The following is a 21,048-nucleotide window of genomic DNA, read 5'->3' as shown; positions in this document are numbered from 1 at the left end:
GGTGGGGCGGGGTGGGGCGGGGGTCGAAGGTGTGGCTCCGCCGGGGGCCGCCCCCTTGCCCGCCCGTTCCGCCCCCGGGGGGCGGCCCCGCCGCCCAAGGAGGCGGGGGTGTGGGCTGCCCCGCCGGCCGAGGGGGCGGGGCATCGCCCGCTGCCCAAGAGGGCTCGGCGGGGGCCGCCGCCCAAGGGGGCTGGGGTGCGGAGACGGGTATCGGGGTGGGGGGTTGAAGATCGTTTTGCATGGTGCTCGCATCCCCAGGCGTCGGCGGATCACGCGGGTCTTGGCCCGGAATTCCGTGTCCTGGGCCGTTCCCACCGCATGATGCCGCCGGGTTTACCCCCGATGTACGCCGATCACCCGGTTACGCGGGGACCAGCGGGGAGCGTGGAGAAGTGCGCAGGGGCGTGGCCAGTGCGGTGAGCGCCCCCTCCAGTTCGGTGAGGTGCGTCAGTGCGGCCTCGGCGCCGGGGTGGTGCCGTTGCGCCGGCATGAGGTTCAGCGGAACCGGTACGACGGCTTCCGCTGTGGCCCGCTCCCCCGCCGGGCCCGCCGGAACCAGCGCTTCCACCGCCGCCTCGACCCGTTCGCAGGCTGCGGTCAGCCGGGCGTCGTGCGAGGCGTCGGGGTCGGCGGCCACCTCGGCGAAGGCGCGGACCAGGCGGGCGCAGTCGTCGAGCAGCGCCACCACCTGACGGGCCCTGGCCTTGCGGGCGCGCAGCGGGCTGAGCGGGTGGAGCAGCGGAGCGAGGGTGAGCCGGACCCGGCCCAGGAGCAGTTCGAGTTCGGCGGCGCGCGGGGCGGGGTCGGCGTGCGCGTCCCCGGCGAGGCGGCGGGCGGCCTCGGTGGTGCACTGGCGGACGCAGTGCAGGGCCCGCTGGATCCACGCGTCGGTGGAGGAGTGCGTGGTGATGGGCAGGATCACGGCCACCGCGAGGGCGGCACCGAGTGCGCCGACGGCGGTCTCCTGGACGCGCAGCAGGAGCAGCCCCGGGTGGAGCACGCCGAGCAGCCCGTACAGCAGTCCCGCCATGACGGTGACGAAGAACATCATCCAGCTGTAGCTCGGACCCGCCGTGTAGAAGATGCCGAAGACGCACACCGCGACGAGGGCCGCCGTGGGCGCGGGCGCGCCGTGCAGCGGGACGGCGATCAGGAGCCCGGCCGCGATGCCGAGGACGGTGCCAAGCACCCGGCGGAAGCCGCGTACCAGGGTCTCGCCGCGCGAGGTGGTGTTGACGAAGATCCACCAGGCGGCGCCGACGGCCCAGTACCAGCGGTCCTGCGAGAGCAGCTGGCCGATGGCGAGGGCGAACGCGCAGGCGGCGGTGACCTGGAACGCCTGCCGGGTGGTCGGCCGGGCGAAGCCGAGTCCGGTCAGCGGGGCCGGTGCGGCGGGCGGCGGGGTGCGCTTCTCGATGCGCCACAGGCCGAAGCGGACCGTGGCCGCCACCGCGACGGCGAGGGCCACCGCCCCGTACAGCTCGGGGAGCTGCCCCGGGACGGCGTGCAGGAACTGGGTGACGAAGAACATCATGAAGCCGAACGTGCCGAGCGCGTGCCCGCGCGGGCCCCATCGCCTGGCGTACGCCCCTGCCAGGACCACGGCGAGGAAGCCCAGGTCACGCGGGAGCGGATGGTCGTGCAGCAGGGTTGCCAGGGCGAGGACGGGGAAGCCGGCGGCGGGCAGCAGTGCCGTGGTGAGGGCCTGGCCCCTGACGGTCGGGTCCTGGACGGTGAAGAGCGCGAGCAGCGCGGCGAGACCCCCGACGATGGACGCGGTCAGCGACATGCCGCACAGTTCGGCGACGGCGACCGCGCCGCCGATGCCGATGACGGCGCGGGTGGAGACCCGCAGGCGCAGCAGTCCGGGATCCGGTGCGTGGAACATCCTCTTCACAGCGGTAGCCCCGCCCCCTCGTGTCGTGTGCCTTGCGCGCCGTTGCTCGTGCCGCGCCCCTGTCCGTGGGCCTCGTGGGCATGGAAAAGGCGCCGCGGGCCGGGGTACGGCGACATCGCCGTACCGGCCGCTGCGCGGCGCCGTGCGAGGCAGCGATCAAGCAGTCAGTACCCAGAGGAAAGCATTAAGTGGGACAGTGGCTCAACTCGCACCGCGAGGACTGGGCCAATGGCCCAGTGCCGGGAAGCAGGACAGGACCACGAGGAGACCAACGGACCATGACCGTCGACGCACTCGACACCCGGATCCTCAGGCTGCTGATCGAGCAGCCGCGCACCAGCGTGCGCGAGTACGCCCGGATCCTGGGCATCGCACGCGGCACCCTCCAGGCGCGGCTCGACCGTCTGGAGCGGGAGGGCGTGATCACCGGAACGGGTCCTACCGTCTCCCCCGCCGCGCTCGGACACCCGGTGCTCGCCTTCGTCCACGTCGAGGTGACCCAGGGGTATCTGGACGAGGTGGGGGACGCGCTGTCCGAGGTGCCGGAGATCGTGGAGGCGTTCTCGATCACCGGTGGCGGGGATCTGCTGACGCGGGTGGTGGCGCGGGACGCGGGGCATCTGGAGGACGTGATCCAGCGGCTGATCCAGCTGCCCGGGGTGGTCAGGACGCGCACGGAAGTGGCGCTGCGGGAGCGGGTGCCGCACCGGCTGCTGCCGCTGGTGGAGGCGGTCGGGAGGGCGGCGGGGGCCCGTGGCGACGGTGCTCGGTGAGCGGTGAGCGGGATCCCGGACGCCGGTGGGCCAAGTTCCCGCGCTCCGATGTCCCAGACTGATCACATGAGCACTTCGCGCACCCTTTCGGTCATCTTCGATCTCGACGGCACGCTGGTGGACAGCGAGCCGAACTATTACGAGGCGGGGCGCAGGCTCCTCGCCCAGTACGGCGTGCCGGACTTCAGCTGGGAGGAGCACACCCGGTACATCGGGATCGGGACGCGCGAGACGCTGGAGTCCCTGCACGCGAAGTACGGGCTCGACGCGGACGTGGACACCCTGCTGGCCGAGAAGAACCGGCTCTACCTGGAGCTGGCCCGCGCCTCGACCGACGTGTTCCCGCAGATGCGGAGGCTGGTGGAGCGGCTGTACGCGGACGGGGTGCCGATGGCGGTGGCGTCGGGGTCGTCGCGGGCCGCGATCGAGGCGGTGCTCGCGGGCACCGGCCTGGACGCGCAGCTCGGCGAGGCGGCGGGCGGGGTGCTCGTGTCGGCGGAGGAGGTGGCGCACGGCAAGCCAGCGCCGGACGTGTTCCTGGCCGCCGCCGCCCGGCTGTCGGCGGAACCCGGCTACTGCGCGGTGTTCGAGGACGCGGCTCCCGGGGTGACGTCGGCGTTCGCGGCGGGGATGCGGTGCGCGGCGATTCCGTACGTACGGGGAAGCGAGAACGATCCGGCGTTCGGCACGGCGGACCTCCTCTTCCGGGGCGGGCACGCGGACTTCACGGCGGAGGCGGCGTACGTCTGGCTGGGGCTCTGACGGCGGCCGGACAGCACGGAGTCACGCACCTCGCAGCGATGGTCTGACGGCCACCGGTCACGGCTCCACCACGATCTGGCAGCGAAGTCCGCGCGTCCTGGAGGAACTGGGTCTGGTCCGGCGGACGCACGGGGTGCGTACCCGGTGGAGAGCGCGGGCTACGGGCCCCTCTGGCGTCCCGCACCGTGCGGCACGCGCCGCAGAAGGCCCGGATCGTCACCGACACCTCACTGCCGGCGAACGAGGCCCATCGGTATGCCCTGGTGGGGCCGCAGATCGTCCGCGCCCGACAGCGGACAGGGCCGTACCGCGGCGGGGCCCATAACGCGTGGCGTATGCCCTTCCGGGATGCCCTCAGTAGTCATGTCCACGCCCATACTCGCGTCGTACGTGTGAAGCACGTGTGGCGCACGGGTAAGGCCCTGCACACATTTGCACGTGCGGCAACGAGCAGCTCTCTCCCACCCCCACCCACGATCGGAGTGGACGTTGCAGCCCACCAGATGGACGGCCACCGTGGCAGCGCTGGCGCTGACCGCGGGCCTCGTGAGTACGCTCGCGGGCACCGCGGCCGCCGCGCAGCAGGAGCCGAAACCCGCCCCGTCCCCGCAGGCCGAACCGGCCGCGCGGGCGATCGCCGCGGCCGACCAGGCCGTGCGGAGCGGGTTCGACACCGCGGTCAACGCCGCGTCGGAAACGTATGAAAGACGCCTGGTCACACCCTGGGTGAAGAACCTCTACTCGGTGTCGTACGAGCGAAGATACCGAGGTCTGCCGGTCGTCGGCGGTGACGCGGTGGTCCTGGCGGACGGCGCGGGCAAGGTGCGCAGCCTCCAGTCGGCGACCTCGGACCGTATCGACGTGTCGATCACGCCCACGGTCAGTGCCGCACGGGCCGAGACCGTCTCCCGTGGCAAGCAGGTCAGGACCGACAAGGTCGACAGCAGCCGACTGGTCGTCAGGGTCAAGGACGGCAAGCAGACCCTCGCCTGGGAAACGGTGCTGACCGGCCGTCAGGCCAAGGCGCCGAGCAAGCTGCACGTCTTCGTGGACGCGCGGACCGGCAAGGTGGTCGACAGTTACGACGACGTGGTCGCGGGCACCGGCAACAGCAAGTGGAACGGCCCCAACCCGCTCACCATCGACACCACCAACTCGAACGGCACCTACTCGCTGCGCGACCCGAACCGCCCCGGCCTGAGCTGCGCGGACTACAACGGCGGCGTCTTCTCCAAGAGCACCGACACCTGGGGCAACGGCAACCCGACCTCCAAGGAGACCGGCTGCGTCGACCTCATGTTCGGCGCCCAGAAGCAGTGGGACATGCTGAGCCAGTGGCTCGGCCGCAACGGCGTCAACGGCCAGGGCCGCAGCTTCCCCGCCAAGGTAGGGCTGAACCAGCTCAACGCGTACTGGGACGGCAGCTCCGTCACCATCGGTCACAACAGCGCCAACGAGTGGATAGCCGGCGCGGACGTCGTCGCCCACGAGTACGGGCACGCCATCGACTCCAACACCCCCGGCGGCACCAGCGGCCAGGAGTCCGGGCTCGGCGAGGCGACCGGTGACATCTTCGGCGCACTGACCGAGGCGTACATGAACCAGCCGGCCCCCTACGACGTCCCCGACTTCACCGTCGGCGAGATGATCAACCTCCAGGGACGCGGCCCGATCCGGAACATGTACAACCCGTCCGCGGTCAACAACGACCCGTCCTGCTACAGCTCCTCGATCCCCGGCACCGAGACGCACGCCGCAGCGGGCCCGATGAACCACTGGTTCTACCTGCTCTCCGAGGGCACCAACCCCGGTGGCGGCAAGCCGAGTTCGAGCACCTGCAACCAGTCGACCCTGACGGGTGTCGGCATCCAGAACGCCGGCAAGATCTTCTACGGCGGAATGCTGCTCAAGACCAGCAGCATGTCGTACAAGAAGTACCGTACGGCGACGCTGAATTCGGCCAAGAACCTCGACCTGGCGACCTGCAACCTGTTCAACAAGACGAAAGCCGCCTGGGACGCGATCAGCGTGCCCGCCCAGCCGGGTGACCCGACCTGCACCCCCGACGGCCAGAACGCCGACTTCTCGATGGGGCTCAACCCCACCTCGGGCACGGTCCAGCAGGGCGCGTCGGTGAACACCACCGTCACCACCAACACCACCTCGGGCAACGCCCAGCAGGTGACGCTGACCGCGAGCGGGCTGCCCGCCGGGGTCACCGCGTCCTTCAACCCGGCCACCGTGCAGTCCGGCCAGTCCTCGACCCTGACGCTGTCCGCCACCGCCAACGCGGCCCCGGGCACCTCCACCATCACCGTCAAGGGCCAGGGCACCACGCTCTCCCACACGGTCGACTACTCACTGAACGTCGGCGGCACCACTCCCCCGACCGACCCGCCGAACATCAGCGTCGACAACGTCCGCGCGCACCTCACCCAGTTCAACACCATCGCCACCCAGAACGGCGGCAACCGCCGTGCGGGCAGCGCCGGTTACATCCAGTCCCTGGCGTATGTGAAGGGCAAGCTGCAGGCGGCGGGCTTCACCGTCACCGAGCAGAACTGCACCACCTGCACGTACCCCTCGAACAACCTGATCGCCGACTGGCCGGGCGGTCCCGCCGACCAGACGATCATGTTCGGCGCGCACCTCGACGGCGTCTCCGCGGGCCCCGGCATCAACGACAACGCCTCCGGCTCCGCGACGCTCCTGGAGAACGCGCTCGTCCTGGCCCAGAAGAACCCGACGATGACCAAGCACGTCCGGTTCGCCTGGTGGACGGACGAGGAGCAGGGCCTCAACGGCTCGGAGTTCTACGTCAACCGGCTCAGCGCGGCCGACCGTGCCGCCATCAAGGGCTACTACAACTTCGACATGGTCGGCTCGACCAACGCCGGCTACTTCATCAACAACGTCAACTCCACCACCTCGGCCCCGCTCAAGGCGTACTGGACCTCGCTGAACCTCGCCCCCGAGGAGAACGTCGAGGGCCAGGGCCGCAGTGACGACGCATCCTTCCAGGCGGTCGGCATCCCGACCTCCGGTTACGCGGCCGGCGCCAGCGCCCGCAAGACGGCGGCCCAGGCACAGAAGTGGGGCGGTACGGCGAACTCGGCGTACGACCCCTGCTACCACAGCGCCTGCGACACCACCAGCAACATCAACGCCACCGTCCTGGACCGCAGCGCCGACGGCGTCGCGCACGGCATCTGGAAGACCTCGGTCGGCACCGGCACCCCGTCCCGGGACTTCTCGGTCGGCGTCAACCCGGCCGCGGGCAGCGCCAACCCGGGCGGCAGCACCACCGCGACCGTCAACACCACCACGGTGAGCGGTGATCCGCAGCAGGTGGCGCTCTCGGTCTCCGGCGCGCCCTCGGGCGTCACCGCGACCGTCAGCCCGGCGACCGTGCAGTCCGGCAGCAACGCCACGCTCAACGTCCAGGTCGGTGCGGCCACCGCGCCGGGCACCTACACCCTGACCGTCACGGGCACCGGCACCGCCACCCGCAGCACCACGTACACCCTGACCGTCGGCGGCGGCACCGGCTGCACACCGCGCCAGCTGGTCACCAACGGCGGCTTCGAGAGCGGCAGCAGCGGCTGGACCGCGACCGAGGGCGTCATCACCACCCAGGCGGGCCAGCCGCCGCACGGCGGCAGCTACAAGGCGTGGCTGAACGGCTGGGGCTCCACCCACACCGACAGCGCCGCCCAGACGCTGACGATCCCGGCGGGCTGTGCCTCGTACAAGCTCTCCTTCTTCCTGCACATCGACACCGACGAGTACGAGAACGTCGTGTACGACCGGTTCACCGTCCAGGTCGGGAACAAGACACTCCAGACCTTCTCCAACGTGGACGCCAACACCGGCTACGCGGAGAAGACCTATGACCTCGCGCAGTTCGCGGGGCAGACCGTCACCCTGAAGTTCAACGGTACGGAGGACCAGTCCCTCCAGACCTCGTACGTGGTGGACGACGTCACCGTCCAGGTGAGCTGACCACCGGGACACCAGACGGCGCCCGCTCCGGCCTCACCGCCGGGGCGGGCGTCGCTGTATGTGGCCGAGGCGTGAGATCCGGCCAACTACCGGACCCAGAGGGGGTGTTGTGACGCAGGACACACCACAACTCCACCATTACTTAGGTAAGCCTAAGCTAAGTTGATCCACGTCGGCCTCCACTCAGGGGGCACTTCTTCCACAGGAGACGTACCCGGTATGTCCACGCTCACTCGTCACCTCCGCCGCACCGCCGCCACCGCCGTCGCCCTCGCCGCGGGCAGCACCCTCGCCCTCACCGCGACCACCACCGCGCACGCGGCGAAGCCCGCCGCCGGATCGACCGTGACCAGCGCGCAACTGACCGCCGGTCTCTACCAGTCCTCGTACTCCGAGCGGAACAACGTCCTGTGGACGACCGCTGCCGTGGGCCGCCCGCCGGTCACCAAGTCCTCGCTCATGAAGGTCGATCCGGGCACGCTCAAAGTGAAGGCCACCTACACCCCGCCGGTCACCGACCCCGCCACCGGCGCCGTCGAGGCCGTCTACGGTGTCGCCGTCGACGACGAGCACAACACCGTCTGGACGACCAACACCCGCAACAACTCGGTCTCCGTCTACAGCCAGCGCGACGGCAAGCACCTGGCCAGCCTGCCGAACGTGGCGCACGCCCGCGAGATCGTCGTCGACGAGCGGCACAACACGGTCTGGGCGAGCGGCTTCGGCGACGGCACCCTGGTCGCCTTCGACTCCCGTACGTTCAAGGAGAAGAAGCGCGTCACCGTCACCGGCTCGCAGCCCACCGGCCTGGCCCTCAACGAGCGCACCGGCACCGTCTACACCGCCGACCTCGGTGGCGACCGCATCATCGAGGTCTCCCCGTACGCCAAGGAGCCCCGCCTCATCCCCACCGGCGACGGCCCCATCTCGGTCGCCCTGTCCGCCGACGGCCGCACCGCGTACACCGCCGACCAGGCCGCGGGCACCCTCTCGGTGGTCGACCTGCGCAAGGGCGCGGTCACCGGGACCGTCCCGACGGGCGCGGGCGCGGTCTCCGTCGCCGCCGACGCGCGCACCGGCCGCGTCCTGGTCGCCAACCGCACCGCCGGCAACGTCACGGTCGTCGACCCGCGCAAGGGCGCCGTCGTCGAGACCCTCGCCACGGGCGCCAACCCGAACCACATCACCACCGTCCGCGGCACCGCCTTCGTCGTGGACAAGTCGGCCGTCGGCCCGGAGCGCCAGGACCAGGCGCACCGCATCCGCATCGGCCGCTGAGACGGCGGACCGGTGACCCGGCGGCCCAGGTCACCGGCTCCGCTGAACACCCGGGATGCCCGGGACCCGAGGTGACGGGTCCCGGGCATCCCTCATGTGCGGGCGCGTACGGGCACGTGGGTACGGCCGTACGTCCGTGGAGAGCCGAGGACGTCCGAGGGGCCCGGCGCGTTCCCGCACCGGGCCCCTCGGACGTCCTCGGCTTCCGCCGGGGATCAGCGGATCACGCGCCGCTCTCCCGCAGCATGTCCTCGCGCTCGACGTACTTCACGCGCTCACGGCCCTCGGCCGCGCCGAGCGCCTTCTCCGCCGCGTCGAGCTTGTACCAGCCCTCCCACGTGGTGAACCGGACGTTCCGCTCGCCGAGGAACGCCTCGACGTCCTCCGGTGCGGGCGCGGCCGGCTCGGGCAGCCGCCCGTTGGTGAAGTCGTCCAGCAGGTTCGCGACCGTCTCGTTGGCGTCGCCCTTGGTGTGCCCGATGAGGCCCACCGGACCGCGCCGGATCCACCCGGTCACGTACGTCGACGTCAGGTGCTCGCCGGACTCCTCGATGACCCGGCCGCCCTCGTCGGGAACGGTCCCCGACGCGACGTCCCAGGGCAGCTTCGGCAGCTCGTCCGAGAGGTAGCCGACGGCCCGGTAGACGGCGCCGAGCTCCCAGTCCTTGAACTCGCCGGTGCCCTTGACGTTGCCGGTGCCGTCCAGCGCGGTGCGCTCGGTGCGCAGCCCGACGACCCGGCCGTCCTCGCCCAGGATCTCCGACGGGTTCTCGAAGAAGTGCAGGAACAGCTTGTGCGGGCGGTCGCCGATGTCGCGGATCGCCCAGTTCTCCAGGGTCTTGGCGACCATGTCGGCCTGCTTGTTGCCGCGCCGGGTGGCGATGGAGCCCTCGTCGTAGTCGATGTCCTCGGGGTCGACGATGACCTCGATGTTCGGCGAGTGGTCGAGCTCGCGCAGCTCCATCGGGCTGAACTTGGCCTGCGCGGGACCGCGCCGCCCGAAGACGTGCACCTCCAGCGCCTTGTTGGCCTTGAGGCCCTCGTGGACGTTCGGCGGGATCTCGGTCGGCAGCAGCTCCTCGGCGGTCTTCGCGAGGATGCGCGCGACGTCGAGGGCGACGTTGCCGACGCCGAGCACGGCGACCTTCTCCGCCTCCAGCGGCCAGGTGCGCGGCACGTCGGGGTGCCCGTCGTACCAGGAGACGAAGTCGGCGGCGCCGTAGGAGCCGTCGAGATCGATGCCCTTGATGTCGAGGGCGCGGTCGGCGGTCGCACCGGTGGAGAAGATCACCGCGTCGTAGAACGAACGCAGGTCGTCGAGGCTGATGTCGCCCGGGTAGTCGACGTTGCCGAACAGCCGCACCTGGGGCTTGTCCAGCACCTGGTGCAGGGCGGTGATGATGCCCTTGATACGGGGGTGGTCGGGGGCGACGCCGTAACGGATCAGGCCGAACGGGGCCGGCATCCGCTCGAAGAGATCGATGGACACACCGGGTTCGACCGCCACCGCGGATTTCAGCAGCGCGTCGGCGGCATAGATACCGGCCGGACCGGCTCCGACAATCGCTACTCGCAGGGGGCGAGGCATGATCAGGTTCCCTTCGAGGAATGGCAAACGGAATCAGCCCGAAGCCTAAACTAAGGCAAACCTAAGTCAGTACCCGGGTCCGACCTATGACCTCATAAGTCATCCTTATGGGATCCCAAACCGGCACACGACATCGGCGGACGCGAAAAACCGACCGACGACGTGCAGGATCGACGGCTCACCGGAGTGTCGGCATGGGAAAGGTCAACGACCGCAGCGCACAGGCGAGGAGGTAGAGCGCGAGCACTGCGGTGGCTGCGGCTTCCGGTGTCGGTCCGGCGAGGTGGACATGGGCCGATTCGCTCCCGTCGTGGTGCGTGAGCATCATCCAGGCCATCGCGGCCATACCGGCCGCGTGGGGAAGCCGTTGTGCGAGCGTGTTCGCCCGGTGCGCCGGGTGGCGGCCCCCAGCTGTCACCAAAAACCACAGCGCGGCGGCCACGAAGAAGGCGGCTGTCGCCCCGAAGGGCAACAGCCGGACCGTACTCCAGGGCATCACCGCCATGGACAGCGCCATGACGGCGTGCAGGAGATGGTCCACCCGCTCACGGCGTCCGGCCCTCGTGGACCAGACGCCGTATCGCAGCCCGTGGGCCGCCAGAGGGACGAAGACGCCGGCTCAGGCCGAGGGGCGGGGGGCCCGCAGGTGCGCCCGCTCCGCAAGTTCCTTCTCATCGACCAGTTCCAGCATGGGCTTGCCCGGCGCGCACAGCATGACGACCACGAACCGGGTCCGGGCGTCGCTCAGCGCGTTGCCGTCCTGATAGTGGATCGCATCGCCACCGGGCTCCCAGAAGGTGCCGCCCGCCTCGACGACGCGCTCCGGTTCGCCTTCGAGCTCGAACCTGACCGCGCCCTCGACGACGTATCCGAAGGCGGGCCCGGAGTGGCGGTGCGGCGGGGTGCCCGGGTCGCCGGGCTCCCACTCGACGTGGACAGTCATCGCTGAGGCGCCCTCGGGGACGGTGAGCGGGCCGGCGTCCTGGAGCATCTGCGCGGCCTTCATCCAGCTCGCCGAGCCGTCCGGGTCGCCGTGGGTGGAGTGGTCGTGTGCTGACGTCTTCTCCGACACTGTGTTGCACCTTCCGTAGGTCTCGAACCGTTCGCCATGGGTGACCGGTCATGCGCCGGCTCTGTGACATCCATTGATGCCTTCTGCCCCGCGACACGTCATCGAGGAGATCCGCCGACGGGTGACGGGCGTTCGCACCGGTCGTCCTCGGCGAGCAGATGTCACAGGTTCCGCGTGTCACCGGTCATCCAGTAGTCAGAAATCTGGACGTCCACCGAGCACTGCAGAGCACACGACAACGGAGCCATGACGTGACCGAACGGATCCAGTTGCCCGACCTGTCGACCGAGAAGGACTTCGACGGGAACGTCTTCGCGCCCATCTACACGACCACCGTGACCGTCGACGGCGGTGCTGCCGCTCACGGAAGGGCCTCCGGGAAGGCGCGCTCGGCAGACGGCGCCCTCGACCTCGACCTGCGCATGCCCGCCGAACTGGGCGGTGACGGCCAGGGAACCAATCCCGAGCAGCTGTTCGCAGCGGGATTCGCAGCCTGCTACCACGGGGCTCTGAGCCTGGTGGCGCGGCAAGCGGCACTGGATCCCGATGCCCTCTCCGTGGCGGCAACCGTGGCCTTCGGGCGTGACCCGGACGACGGGGGCTATCTGCTGCACGTCGACCTGGAGGTGGAGTGGCCCGGTACGGACCCGGGGGTGGCCACCGCCCTGATGCGGAAGGCCGATTCGCTGTGCCCGTACGCACGGATGGCCTGGCAGGGCACACCGACGACCATCAAGCTCATCTCCTGACCGCAGCGCTGCCCGTCGGCCGACGTGGGACGCGACGGCGGGCCATTGAGGTGGTACAGCGGCACACCTTCCGTCCACGGCCCGTGTCACAAAGAAGGGCGAGGCCCGGTCGTCATGGGTGACCACTCCACAGCGATCGGAGCATTCGTGGCTGCCACCGAACAACGTCTTTCCACCACCGTCCTGGTGATCGGCACCGGCGGATCCGGGCTGCGGGCAGCGATCGAGCTGGCGGAAGCCGGCATCGATGTACTCGCCGTCGGCAAGCGGCCCAAGGAGGACACGCACACCTCGCTCGCCGCCGGAGGGATCAACGCGGCCCTGGCGACGATGGACGCCGAGGACAGCTGGCAGCAGCACGCCGCCGACACCCTCAAGGAGAGCTATCTCCTCGGCGATCCCCGCACCGCCCAGATCGTCACCCAGGGCGCCGCCCGGGGAATCGACGACCTGAAGCGCTACGGCATGAACTTCGCCAGGGAAGAGGACGGCCGTATCTCCCAGAGGTTCTTCGGCGCACACAAGTTCCGCCGCACCGCCTTCACGGGCGACTACACCGGCCTCGAAATCCAGCGCACGCTGATCCGCCGCGCGAGTCAGCTGAAGATCCCCGTGCTGGACAGCGTCTACATCACCCGCCTGCTGACGCACGACGGTGCCGTTTTCGGGGCCTACGGCTTCGACCTCACCAGTGGCACCCGCCACCTGATCCATGCGGACGCGGTCATCCTCGCGGCCGGCGGTCACACCCGGATCTGGCGGCGGACCTCTTCGCGGCGCGACGAGAACACCGGCGACTCGTTCCGCCTGGCGGTCGAGGCCGGGGCCCGCCTGCGCGACCCCGAACTCGTCCAGTTCCACCCTTCCGGGATCATCGAGCCGGAGAACGCCGCCGGCACCCTGGTCAGCGAGGCTGCCCGCGGTGAGGGCGGCTTCCTGCGCAACGCCCTGGGCGAGCGCTACATGAGCCGCTACGACCCGCAGCGCATGGAGCTCTCCACGCGGGACCGCGTCGCCCTCGCCTCGTACACCGAGATCAAGGAGGGGCGCGGCACCCCCAACGGCGGAGTCTGGCTCGACGTCTCCCACCTGCCCCGGCAGACCATCATGAGCCGCCTGCCGCGCGTCTATCAGACCCTCCTCGACCTCCAGATGCTCGACATCACCCGTGACCCCGTCGAGGTGGCGCCCACGGCGCACTACTCCATGGGCGGGGTCTGGGTCCGTCCCGAGGACCACAGCACCGACGTCCGCGGCCTGTACGTCATCGGCGAGGCCGCCAGCGGCCTTCACGGTGCCAACCGCCTCGGCGGGAACAGCCTCATCGAGCTGCTGGTCTACGGCCGGATCACGGCTCGGGCCGCCGCCGCGTACGCCGACTCGCTCACCGCTCAGCCCCGCTCCGCGGCGGCCACCCACCAGGCCCGCACCGAGATCGACGAACTGCTCGCCGCCGACGGGCCCGAGAACGTACGCGCCCTTCAGCGCGCCATCCGGAACCTGATGACTGAACACGCCGGCGTCGTCCGGGACGAGACGGGGCTGCGCACCGGCCTGGCGGAACTCGACACCGTGGAAAAGCGCATGACGAACGTCGGGGTCCACCCCGACATCGCCGGATTCCAGGACCTCGCCCACGCCTTCGACCTCAAGTCGGCCGCGCTCTCCGCCCGCGCCACCCTCGAAGCCGCGCTGGAGCGGCGTGAGACCCGTGGCTGTCACAACCGCAGCGACCACCCGGACATGGACCCGGAGCTCCGCGTCAACCTCGTCTGGTCGCCCGTCACCGGAGTCACCCGGGAGAGCATTCCGCCGATCCCTGACGAGATCGCCACGCTCATGGAGAGCATCTCCACCGAGGGAAAGCTCGTCGAATAGATCCGACGCGACCGTGATCCTCCTCTTCCGATCTTTCCGGCAGCTCCTCTGAACAAATAGTCCAGGTTTCCCGCAAACCTGTCACAGAACGAGCTCGCACCCGGTCTTTCTCAGTACAGGCGAAAACGCACCACTCCCTCTTCCGAAAAGGAAACTCATCATGAAGGTCGTAGTCATCGGCGGTACTGGACTGATCGGCTCGAAGCTGGTCGCCAAGCTCAACGAGCACGGTCACGAGGCCGTTGCGGCTGCCCCCAACACGGGCGTCAACACTCTGACGGGTGAGGGCCTGACCGAGGTACTGAACGGCGCCTCGGTCGTGGTCGACGTCTCCAACTCCCCCTCCTTCGAGGACGACGCCGTCATGGAGTTCTTCCGTACTTCGACCGCGAACCTCCTCAAGGCGGAGGCGAACGCCGGGGTTACCCACCACGTCGCACTTTCCGTGGTCGGTACGGAACGGCTCCAGGAAAGCGGCTACTTCCGGGCCAAGCAGGCGCAGGAGGAACTGATCAAGGCCTCCGGAATTCCGTACTCCATCGTCCACGCGACGCAGTTCTTCGAATTCATGAAGGGAATCGCCGCCGCGGCAACCGAGGGGGACACCGTCCGGCTGGCCCCGGTCAAGATCCAGCCCATCCAGTCGGACGACGTGGCCGCCACCGTCGGCCGTACGGCAGTCGGCACCCCGGTCAACGGCGTGGTGGAGGTGGCCGGCCCCGACACGTTCCAGCTGGACGAGCTGATCCGCAAGGGTCTGGCCGCCAAGAACGACCCGCGCAAGGTCGTGACCGACGTGCACGCCCCCTACTTCGGCGCCGAGTTGCAGGAGACCACGCTGCTGCCCGGCCCCGAGGCCCACCTCGCGGAGACCCGTTTCGCCGACTGGCTCGCACAGCAGCACTGAGTCGCCCGGCGCCGGCTCCGAGACACGGGCCGCCACCGGTGCGGGGCCTGTCGTCCGCACTGCGGAACGGCAGGCCCCTTTCCACGTGAACCACCTCGCCACGTCCGTCACAGAAAGGCTGTTCAGCATGTTCACGCAACGCGGTGAAATCGTTCGTCCGGGTCCCGACACGTACCCCGAGGTGACCGGTGACTACATCATCGACCCGGTCCACAGCACGGTCGGCTTCTCGGTCCGGCACGCCATGATCTCCAATGTCCGCGGGAGGTTCGACAAATTCGAGGGCCTCCTCATGCTCGACGGCTCCGACCCTTCCCGCTCGGAGGCCCATGTGAGCGTCCAGACCGAAAGCCTGGACACCGGAATACAGCAGCGCGACGCGCACCTGAGAGGGCCGGACTTTTTCGATTCGGCGGCCTTCCCTCTGATGGCTTTCCGTTCCGTCGGGATCGTCCCACTGGGCGACGACAGGTTCCGCCTTTCCGGGGACCTGCGGATCAAGGACGTCGAACTTCCTCTCGACATCGAGGTCACTTTCGGCGGCGCCGGCGAAGACGCCTATGGGAAATACCGCGTCGGCTTCGAAGGCACGGCCACCCTGCGGCGCTCGGACTGGGGACTCACCTGGAACACGGCGCTGGAAACCGGCGGTGTCCTCGTCAGTGACAAGGTCACCCTGGCCCTGGACATCTCCGCCGTGAGGAACGATCCGACAACAGCTGCCTGACGCACGGAATGCGTGGGGGCGGGTGAGGAACACCTCACCCGCCCCCACGGCGCTTTCACCCACTCGGGAATCTCGGGAATCTCTGGAACTCTGGAATCTCAGGAATCGTGATCACATGAGTCAGCCAATGTTCGCCTCCTGTGCCTGGTACCGGCCGATGCGCGCCCGCCACGCCGGCGAGGAGCATCGCAGCGCCACGGCACTGGAGTTGTTCTTCGACCTCTGCTTCGTCGCCGCCGTCGCCCAGGCGGCCTCCGCGTTCGAGCACGAGATCGCCGCGGGCCGGGCGGGGCACGGTCTGGTCGGCTACGCCCTCGTGTTCTTCGCGATCTGGTGGGCCTGGATGAACTTCACCTGGTTCGCCTCCGCCTACGACACCGACGACGTGCCCTACCGCCTGCTCCCGCTGGTCCAGATCACCGGCTCCCTGGTCCTGGCCGCCGGTACGCCCGCCGCCCTGGAGCACCAGGACTTCACGGTCATCACCTGGGGTTACGTCATCATGCGACTGGCCATGGTCAGCCAATGGCTGCGCGCCGCGTACACGGACAGGCAACGGCGCCGCTCCGCGCTCCGGTACGCCCTGGGCATCTTCGTACTGCAACTCGGCTGGCTGGTGCGCCTGTTGCTGCCCGATCACGGAGGCATCGTCTCGTTCACCGTCCTCGCCGCCCTGGAGCTCGCGGTGCCGGTCTGGGCCGAACGCGCTGCCCGGACCACCTGGCACCCGCATCACATCGCCGAGCGGTACGGCCTGTTCACGCTGATCGTGCTCGGCGAGTCCGTCACGGCCGCCGTCCTCGCCGTCCGCGCGGCCCTGGACGCCGAAGGGGAGCTCGCGCCCGTCCTCGGCGTCGCACTGGGCGGAGTGTTGACCGTCTTCGCCCTGTGGTGGCTGTACTTCGCCCAGGACGCGCCGCACCGCCTGGGCACCTCGACGACGGCCATGCTGTGGGGCTACGGCCACTACGTCGTGTTCGCCGCCGCGGCTGCCGTGGGCGCCGGCCTGGCCGTCAACGTCGCCCGTCTCTCCGGCCACAGCACCTTGACCGAAGCCCAGGCAGGGGCCGCCTACACGGTGCCCGTCGCCGCGTTCATCACCTGCGTGTGGCTCCTGCACCGGCGTACCGTACGGCTGTCCGCCGCAGCCGACGTGCTCCCCCCGGTCGCCGCCCTCGGCGTACTCGCCGCCACTTTCTCCACTGCCGCCGTGCTGTGCGCGGGCGTCGTGGCGGCCCTTCTGGTCGCTGTGTCCCTGGTCGTGGCGCGCCGGGAGGCCGATGAACTCTGAACTTGCGGCCGGTCAGCGTGGGCCAGGGCTCACGCCGCCGGTTCCGGCACGGCCGGAGGCGCTTGTACGGCCGGGGGCTTCCGGTGTACGGCCGGCGGCTTCCGGACCGTTCGGCGCCGTGCCGCGCGGCGTTCCGCCTCCGTCGTGCCGCCCCAGATGCCCTCGACGGGCTCCGCCGCGAGGGCGGCTGCGAGGCACTGCTTCCGTACGGGGCAGCGGCGGCAGACTTCCTTGGCCTCGTCCGCCTGTATCAGCGCGGAAGCACTGTTGAGCGTGCCGACCGGGAAGAAGAGCTCGGGGTCCTCGTATCGGCAGAGCGCCAGGTTGCGCCAGTACATGGAGCACCTCCTGTGGGGTGGGCGAATGCGTTCTCCTGTCAGTTGAGACCGGGCCGCGGGCGAAGGTGTGACAGCAGTTCCCACCCGCAAGTCACTGTCTGACACCGTGTGTCCTGTCGTACGGTACCTCGCCCGTACGTCACCGGCCGGGGCGGTTCCAGGCGAGCAGTTTGTCCGGGTTGAGGATCACCCACACCTGCACGACCAGGGAGCCGGCGATGTCGAGGGTGACGACCGCGGAAACCTGGTCGGCGTAGCGGGCGACGAGGCCGGTTGACCCGTTGACGGAGTGGGTGTGCAGGGTGGTGAGGGGATGCCGCGCGAGCAGCGTCAGCAAGCTGCGGGCGACCTGTTCGCCGCCGTGAACGGGCCGGGTCAGCGCGCGCACCCTGCCTCCGCCGTCGTAGAAGACGGTCGCGTCGGGGTCCAGTAGCGACGCCAGGCGGTCGGCGTCCTCGTCCACACAGGCCTGCCGCACCGCTCGGGCGATCTTGTCCTGCCGGCGTGGCGGCGTGGACTCGGACCTGCGGGCCCGCAGACTCTGGCGGGCCCGTTCCGCCAGTTCGGCGAACTCCGGTTCGGTCTGTCCTACGATGCCGGCGACCGCATGTGGCGCCATGCCGAACACGTCGTGGAGCACGAACGCCGCTCTCTGCGTCGGCGGCAGCTCGCCCAGTGCGCGAAGAGGCACCGCGTCGGCCGGGCCCTCTGGCGCGGCGGCAGCGAGCTCGTGGTTGTCGGGCCCGGCGTCCCCGGGCCCGACGTCCCCGGGGCCGGCCAGCCGTGCGAGGCAGATCCCGCCGACCACCTGGGTCAGCCATGCCCGGGGTTCGGTGACGCGGGCCCGCTCGGTGTCGGAGAGTCCGTACCACTGCCTGTACGCGTCGTTGATCACGCCCTCTCCGGCGATGCGGTTGCCCAGCATCCAGTGGGCAACCTCCAGCAGGTGCCGCCGTTCGTCGAGCAGCTCCACGATCGGCACGTGGTCATCGGCGTGATCCATCCCGCATCCTCCTCTCCAACGGCCCTCCGGGGAACGGCACGCTGTTCTCGTCATCTGTCGGCTTGTCAGCTAGACCGGACAGGAAGGAGAGTTGTGACACCGCGGAGGACAGGAGTAAAGGCATGGTGGGGACGGGATGGATCAGCCGATCGGCTCGGAACCCGCCGGCTGTTCGCTGTGCCTCGGCATGCCACTGGAGACGAAGGCCTCGCGCGGATGCTGGACCGAGGCGAGAGAGACGATGTCGCGGCCATAGAGGGCGGCGGTGATCCACACCGCGAGCACACGCACCTTGCGTTCCCAGGTCGGTACGGCCAGCACGTGGTAGCCGCGGTGCATCAGCCAGGCCGGGAAGCCTTTCACCACCAGGCGCCGGTACTGGAAGATGCCGCGCCCCAGTCCCAGCGTGGCCACCACGCCCAGGCTGTGGTGCGCGTAGTCGCTGGTGGGCCGGCCACGCAGTGCTGCCACGATGTTCTTCGCGAGGAGCTTGCCCTGGCGTACCGCGTGCTGTGCGTTGGGGACCGTGTGCGCGCCGGGCCGCCCGGATGCGAGGTCGGGCACCGAGGCGTCGTCGCCCGCGGCCCACGCGTCGGCCACCGCCTGCTCGTCCGTCCCGACGCGGAGGTCGGCGCGGACAGTCAGCAGGCCGCGCTCGTCGACCGGAAGGTCCGTGTGGTTGTGCACGATGGGGTTGGAAGCGTTGCCGGCCGCCCATACGAGGAGGCCGGAGTCGTACGCCTCACCGTTGGACAGCACGATGTGTCCGGCTTCCGCGGAGATCAGCTGGGTGTTCAGGTGCACCCGTGCGCCCCGCTTCTCCAGCGCACGCACCACGTACTCCCCCGGCCCGTCGCCCACTTCGGGCAGGATCCGGGCCCGGGCCTCGACCAGGTGGAAGACCGGTTCCTGCGGACCGATCTCCGGATAGTGCTTGAGCAGCGCGGCCGCCAGTGCCAGCAGCTCGCCGAACCCCTCGACGCCGGAGAAGCCGCCGCCGACGAAGGTGACGGTCATCAGCCTCCGGCGTTGGCTCCCGTGGGGAAGGGTCGCCGCGCGGTCGAACGAGGTCAGCAACCGGTCGCGGATCGCCACGGCTTCCTCGACGTGCTTGAGCCCGTACGCCTGTTCGCCGAGTCCCGGGATCGGGAACGTGCGGGTGACCGCCCCTGCCGTCACCACGAGCACGTCGTAGGCGAGGTCGATGTCGGGGCCGCTCTCCGGCCGGATGGTCACCGCGCGCTCACCGTGGCGGATCTCCGTGACCGTGCCTGCGACAAGGCGGGTCCGGCGGAGGTGACGCCGCAGCGACACCGCGGCGTGCCGGGCCTCCACCGAGCCCGCCAACACCTCTGGAAGGAAGGGCTGGTACGTCATGTACGGACGCGGGTCGACGACGGTGACCCGTGCTTCGTCCCTGCGCAACTTCTTCTCCAAGCCCCACGCGGTGTAGAAACCCGCGTAACCACCACCCACGATCACGATTTCACGCACGGTTTCCACCGCTCCTCTCGATTTCCCCTTAAGACCGGCCAGAGCCACCTGTTGTGACACGGTGCCGCACTGTCCCTGCCGACCGTGTCACACGAGAAACCTCCGGCCGATTCTTTCGGCAGCCGGGCGGTGTCCCGTACATCGCCTTCTGGCCGGGGAGATCACGATCGTCACCGTCCCCGCGCTGTTGGCGGAGCCGGACGTGCCCCTCGGTGTTTCCCTTCCGGAATGACGACAACTCCCCGGTGGCCCACAGGTCCCGGGGAGTTGTCGTGTGTTCGGCGTCGGTCGGCCCCGGGGGTCTCGCGTCAGTCGGTTCCGAGGGCCTTGCGCAGGACGTGGACGGCCTGTTCGACCGCTGCGCCCGACGCCCCGGTTCCCCGGACCGGGTTCAGCATCATGAAGTCGTGCAGGGTGGCGTTGTAGCGGATGCTCGTGGTCGGTACGCCGGCCTGGAGAAGCTTGCGCGCGTAGGCCTCGCCTTCGTCGCGCAGCACGTCGTTCTCGTCGACGACAACGAACGCCGGCGGCAGCCCGCGAAGGTCCTCCACCGTTGCACGCAGCGGGGACACGGTGATCTCGGCGCGTTCGGCGGGATCGGTGGTGTAGGCGTCCCAGAACCACTCCATGGCCTTCACCGTGAGGTGCGGGCCATGGGCGAAAGTTCGGTAGCTCTCGGTGTCCTGAGCCGCGTCGGTGACGGGGTAGTACAACGACTGATGCAGGAAGGTCACGTCTCCGCGCCGCTTGGCCAGGTGGGTGAGTGCGGCACTCATGTTGCCGCCGACGGAGTCGCCGGCGACCGCCAGACGCGAGGCGTCGAGGCCCTCCTCGGCTCCCTTGGCAGTGATCCACTGCGCGGTGGCGTACGCCTGCTCGACGGCGACGGGATACTTCGCCTCCGGGGACCGGTCGTACTCGACGAAGACCAGGGCTGCCCCGACGCCGACGGCGAGCTCGCGCACGAGGCGGTCGTGAGTACCGGCGTTGCCGAGGATCCAGCCTCCGCCGTGCATGTACAGGATCACGGGCAGTACCCCGGTGCTGCCGACGGGCTTGACGATGCGTACGCGGACCTCGCCGACTTCGGCGGGCACGGTGAGCCACTTCTCGTCCACGTCGGGCTTCTCGACAGGCTGTGCCTGCACGTCGTCGAGCAGCTTGCGGGCGCCCTCGACGCCGAGCTCATGGAGCAGCGGCGGCTTGGCGGTCGCGTCGGCGAAGTCCTGTGCGGCGGGTTCGAGAACGATGTCACTCACGAGATCCCCTTTCCGGGGCATGGGAGGCTT

17 protein-coding genes are annotated in these 21,048 nt (G+C 69.8%); 9 read left to right on the top strand and 8 right to left on the bottom strand.

Features of this window, described 5'->3' with window-relative positions; translation table 11 throughout:
• Positions 1-361: 361 nt before the first annotated feature.
• Complete coding sequence (locus ACZ5PB_RS18245) at positions 362-1,888, bottom strand: FUSC family protein (RefSeq protein ID WP_468692281.1); 1,527 nt, start codon at positions 1,886-1,888, stop codon at positions 362-364.
• 287 nt (positions 1,889-2,175) lie between these two features.
• Here ACZ5PB_RS18245 and ACZ5PB_RS18240 point away from each other — a divergent pair, with 287 nt between their 5' ends.
• From ACZ5PB_RS18240 to ACZ5PB_RS18225, 4 genes are all read left to right on the top strand, one after another.
• The gene (locus ACZ5PB_RS18240; protein WP_468692280.1) at positions 2,176-2,670 is read left to right on the top strand and encodes an Lrp/AsnC family transcriptional regulator; all 495 of its coding nucleotides are present in this window, start codon (positions 2,176-2,178) and stop codon (positions 2,668-2,670) included.
• A 66-nt stretch (positions 2,671-2,736) separates the two neighbouring features.
• Positions 2,737-3,432, top strand: a complete 696-nt coding sequence (locus ACZ5PB_RS18235) for an HAD family hydrolase (RefSeq protein ID WP_468692279.1) — start codon at positions 2,737-2,739, stop codon at positions 3,430-3,432.
• Positions 3,433-3,921: 489 nt separating this feature from the next.
• Positions 3,922-7,434 carry a M28 family peptidase gene (locus ACZ5PB_RS18230; protein ID WP_468692277.1) on the top strand — a complete coding sequence of 1,171 codons (3,513 nt, stop codon included), beginning with the start codon at positions 3,922-3,924 and terminating at the stop codon, positions 7,432-7,434.
• A gap of 219 nt (positions 7,435-7,653) precedes the next feature.
• The gene (locus ACZ5PB_RS18225; protein ID WP_468692276.1) at positions 7,654-8,712 is read left to right on the top strand and encodes a YncE family protein; all 1,059 of its coding nucleotides are present in this window, start codon (positions 7,654-7,656) and stop codon (positions 8,710-8,712) included.
• A 223-nt stretch (positions 8,713-8,935) separates the two neighbouring features.
• Here ACZ5PB_RS18225 and ACZ5PB_RS18220 read toward each other — a convergent pair whose 3' ends face one another.
• The 3 genes from ACZ5PB_RS18220 to ACZ5PB_RS18210 form a co-directional block, all read right to left on the bottom strand.
• Entirely contained in the window at positions 8,936-10,300 is a 1,365-nt protein-coding gene (locus ACZ5PB_RS18220) for an FAD-dependent oxidoreductase (RefSeq protein WP_468692275.1), read from the bottom strand.
• 178 nt (positions 10,301-10,478) lie between these two features.
• A complete protein-coding gene (locus tag ACZ5PB_RS18215) occupies positions 10,479-10,841 on the bottom strand; it encodes a DUF5134 domain-containing protein (protein WP_468692273.1) in 363 nt (120 codons plus the stop codon).
• A 78-nt stretch (positions 10,842-10,919) separates the two neighbouring features.
• The gene (locus ACZ5PB_RS18210; protein WP_468692674.1) at positions 10,920-11,306 is read right to left on the bottom strand and encodes a cupin domain-containing protein; all 387 of its coding nucleotides are present in this window, start codon (positions 11,304-11,306) and stop codon (positions 10,920-10,922) included.
• Between the two features lie 317 nt (positions 11,307-11,623).
• Here ACZ5PB_RS18210 and ACZ5PB_RS18205 point away from each other — a divergent pair, with 317 nt between their 5' ends.
• From ACZ5PB_RS18205 to ACZ5PB_RS18185, 5 genes are all read left to right on the top strand, one after another.
• Positions 11,624-12,121 carry an Ohr family peroxiredoxin gene (locus ACZ5PB_RS18205; RefSeq protein ID WP_468692270.1) on the top strand — a complete coding sequence of 166 codons (498 nt, stop codon included), beginning with the start codon at positions 11,624-11,626 and terminating at the stop codon, positions 12,119-12,121.
• A 147-nt stretch (positions 12,122-12,268) separates the two neighbouring features.
• Positions 12,269-13,999, top strand: coding sequence for an L-aspartate oxidase (locus tag ACZ5PB_RS18200; RefSeq protein WP_468692269.1), 1,731 nt, complete (start codon positions 12,269-12,271; stop codon positions 13,997-13,999).
• 160 nt (positions 14,000-14,159) lie between these two features.
• Positions 14,160-14,906, top strand: coding sequence for an SDR family oxidoreductase (locus ACZ5PB_RS18195; RefSeq protein ID WP_468692266.1), 747 nt, complete (start codon positions 14,160-14,162; stop codon positions 14,904-14,906).
• A gap of 127 nt (positions 14,907-15,033) precedes the next feature.
• On the top strand, positions 15,034-15,633 hold the full coding sequence (locus ACZ5PB_RS18190; protein ID WP_468692670.1) for a YceI family protein: 600 nt from the start codon (positions 15,034-15,036) through the stop codon (positions 15,631-15,633).
• A gap of 115 nt (positions 15,634-15,748) precedes the next feature.
• The gene (locus ACZ5PB_RS18185) at positions 15,749-16,924 is read left to right on the top strand and encodes a low temperature requirement protein A (RefSeq protein WP_468692264.1); all 1,176 of its coding nucleotides are present in this window, start codon (positions 15,749-15,751) and stop codon (positions 16,922-16,924) included.
• Between the two features lie 29 nt (positions 16,925-16,953).
• On the opposite strand, the gene ACZ5PB_RS18180 is transcribed toward ACZ5PB_RS18185, so the two are convergent.
• From ACZ5PB_RS18180 to ACZ5PB_RS18165, 4 genes are all read right to left on the bottom strand, one after another.
• Positions 16,954-17,262, bottom strand: a complete 309-nt coding sequence (locus ACZ5PB_RS18180; protein WP_468692262.1) for a WhiB family transcriptional regulator — start codon at positions 17,260-17,262, stop codon at positions 16,954-16,956.
• A 139-nt stretch (positions 17,263-17,401) separates the two neighbouring features.
• Positions 17,402-18,265, bottom strand: a complete 864-nt coding sequence (locus tag ACZ5PB_RS18175) for a sigma-70 family RNA polymerase sigma factor family protein (RefSeq protein WP_468692259.1) — start codon at positions 18,263-18,265, stop codon at positions 17,402-17,404.
• A 141-nt stretch (positions 18,266-18,406) separates the two neighbouring features.
• Positions 18,407-19,759, bottom strand: a complete 1,353-nt coding sequence (locus ACZ5PB_RS18170; protein ID WP_468692256.1) for an NAD(P)/FAD-dependent oxidoreductase — start codon at positions 19,757-19,759, stop codon at positions 18,407-18,409.
• 308 nt (positions 19,760-20,067) lie between these two features.
• Complete coding sequence (locus tag ACZ5PB_RS18165; protein WP_468692254.1) at positions 20,068-21,018, bottom strand: alpha/beta hydrolase; 951 nt, start codon at positions 21,016-21,018, stop codon at positions 20,068-20,070.
• Positions 21,019-21,048 lie beyond the last annotated feature (30 nt).

This window comes from Streptomyces sp. NPDC032721 (assembly GCF_055579625.1).
Note: the sequence above shows the minus strand (reverse complement) of the source record. Positions and strands in the feature narration are given on the sequence as shown.

Coding starts and splice junctions, on each gene's coding strand:
- ACZ5PB_RS18245 (WP_468692281.1), bottom strand. CDS start 1,888: ATGTTCCACGCACCGGATCCCGGACTGCTGCGCCTGCGGGTCTCCACC.
- ACZ5PB_RS18185 (WP_468692264.1), top strand. CDS start 15,749: ATGAGTCAGCCAATGTTCGCCTCCTGTGCCTGGTACCGGCCGATGCGC.
- ACZ5PB_RS18180 (WP_468692262.1), bottom strand. CDS start 17,262: ATGTACTGGCGCAACCTGGCGCTCTGCCGATACGAGGACCCCGAGCTC.
- ACZ5PB_RS18195 (WP_468692266.1), top strand. CDS start 14,160: ATGAAGGTCGTAGTCATCGGCGGTACTGGACTGATCGGCTCGAAGCTG.
- ACZ5PB_RS18225 (WP_468692276.1), top strand. CDS start 7,654: ATGTCCACGCTCACTCGTCACCTCCGCCGCACCGCCGCCACCGCCGTC.
- ACZ5PB_RS18235 (WP_468692279.1), top strand. CDS start 2,737: ATGAGCACTTCGCGCACCCTTTCGGTCATCTTCGATCTCGACGGCACG.
- ACZ5PB_RS18190 (WP_468692670.1), top strand. CDS start 15,034: ATGTTCACGCAACGCGGTGAAATCGTTCGTCCGGGTCCCGACACGTAC.
- ACZ5PB_RS18210 (WP_468692674.1), bottom strand. CDS start 11,306: ATGAAGGCCGCGCAGATGCTCCAGGACGCCGGCCCGCTCACCGTCCCC.
- ACZ5PB_RS18240 (WP_468692280.1), top strand. CDS start 2,176: ATGACCGTCGACGCACTCGACACCCGGATCCTCAGGCTGCTGATCGAG.
- ACZ5PB_RS18175 (WP_468692259.1), bottom strand. CDS start 18,265: ATGGATCACGCCGATGACCACGTGCCGATCGTGGAGCTGCTCGACGAA.
- ACZ5PB_RS18220 (WP_468692275.1), bottom strand. CDS start 10,300: ATGCCTCGCCCCCTGCGAGTAGCGATTGTCGGAGCCGGTCCGGCCGGT.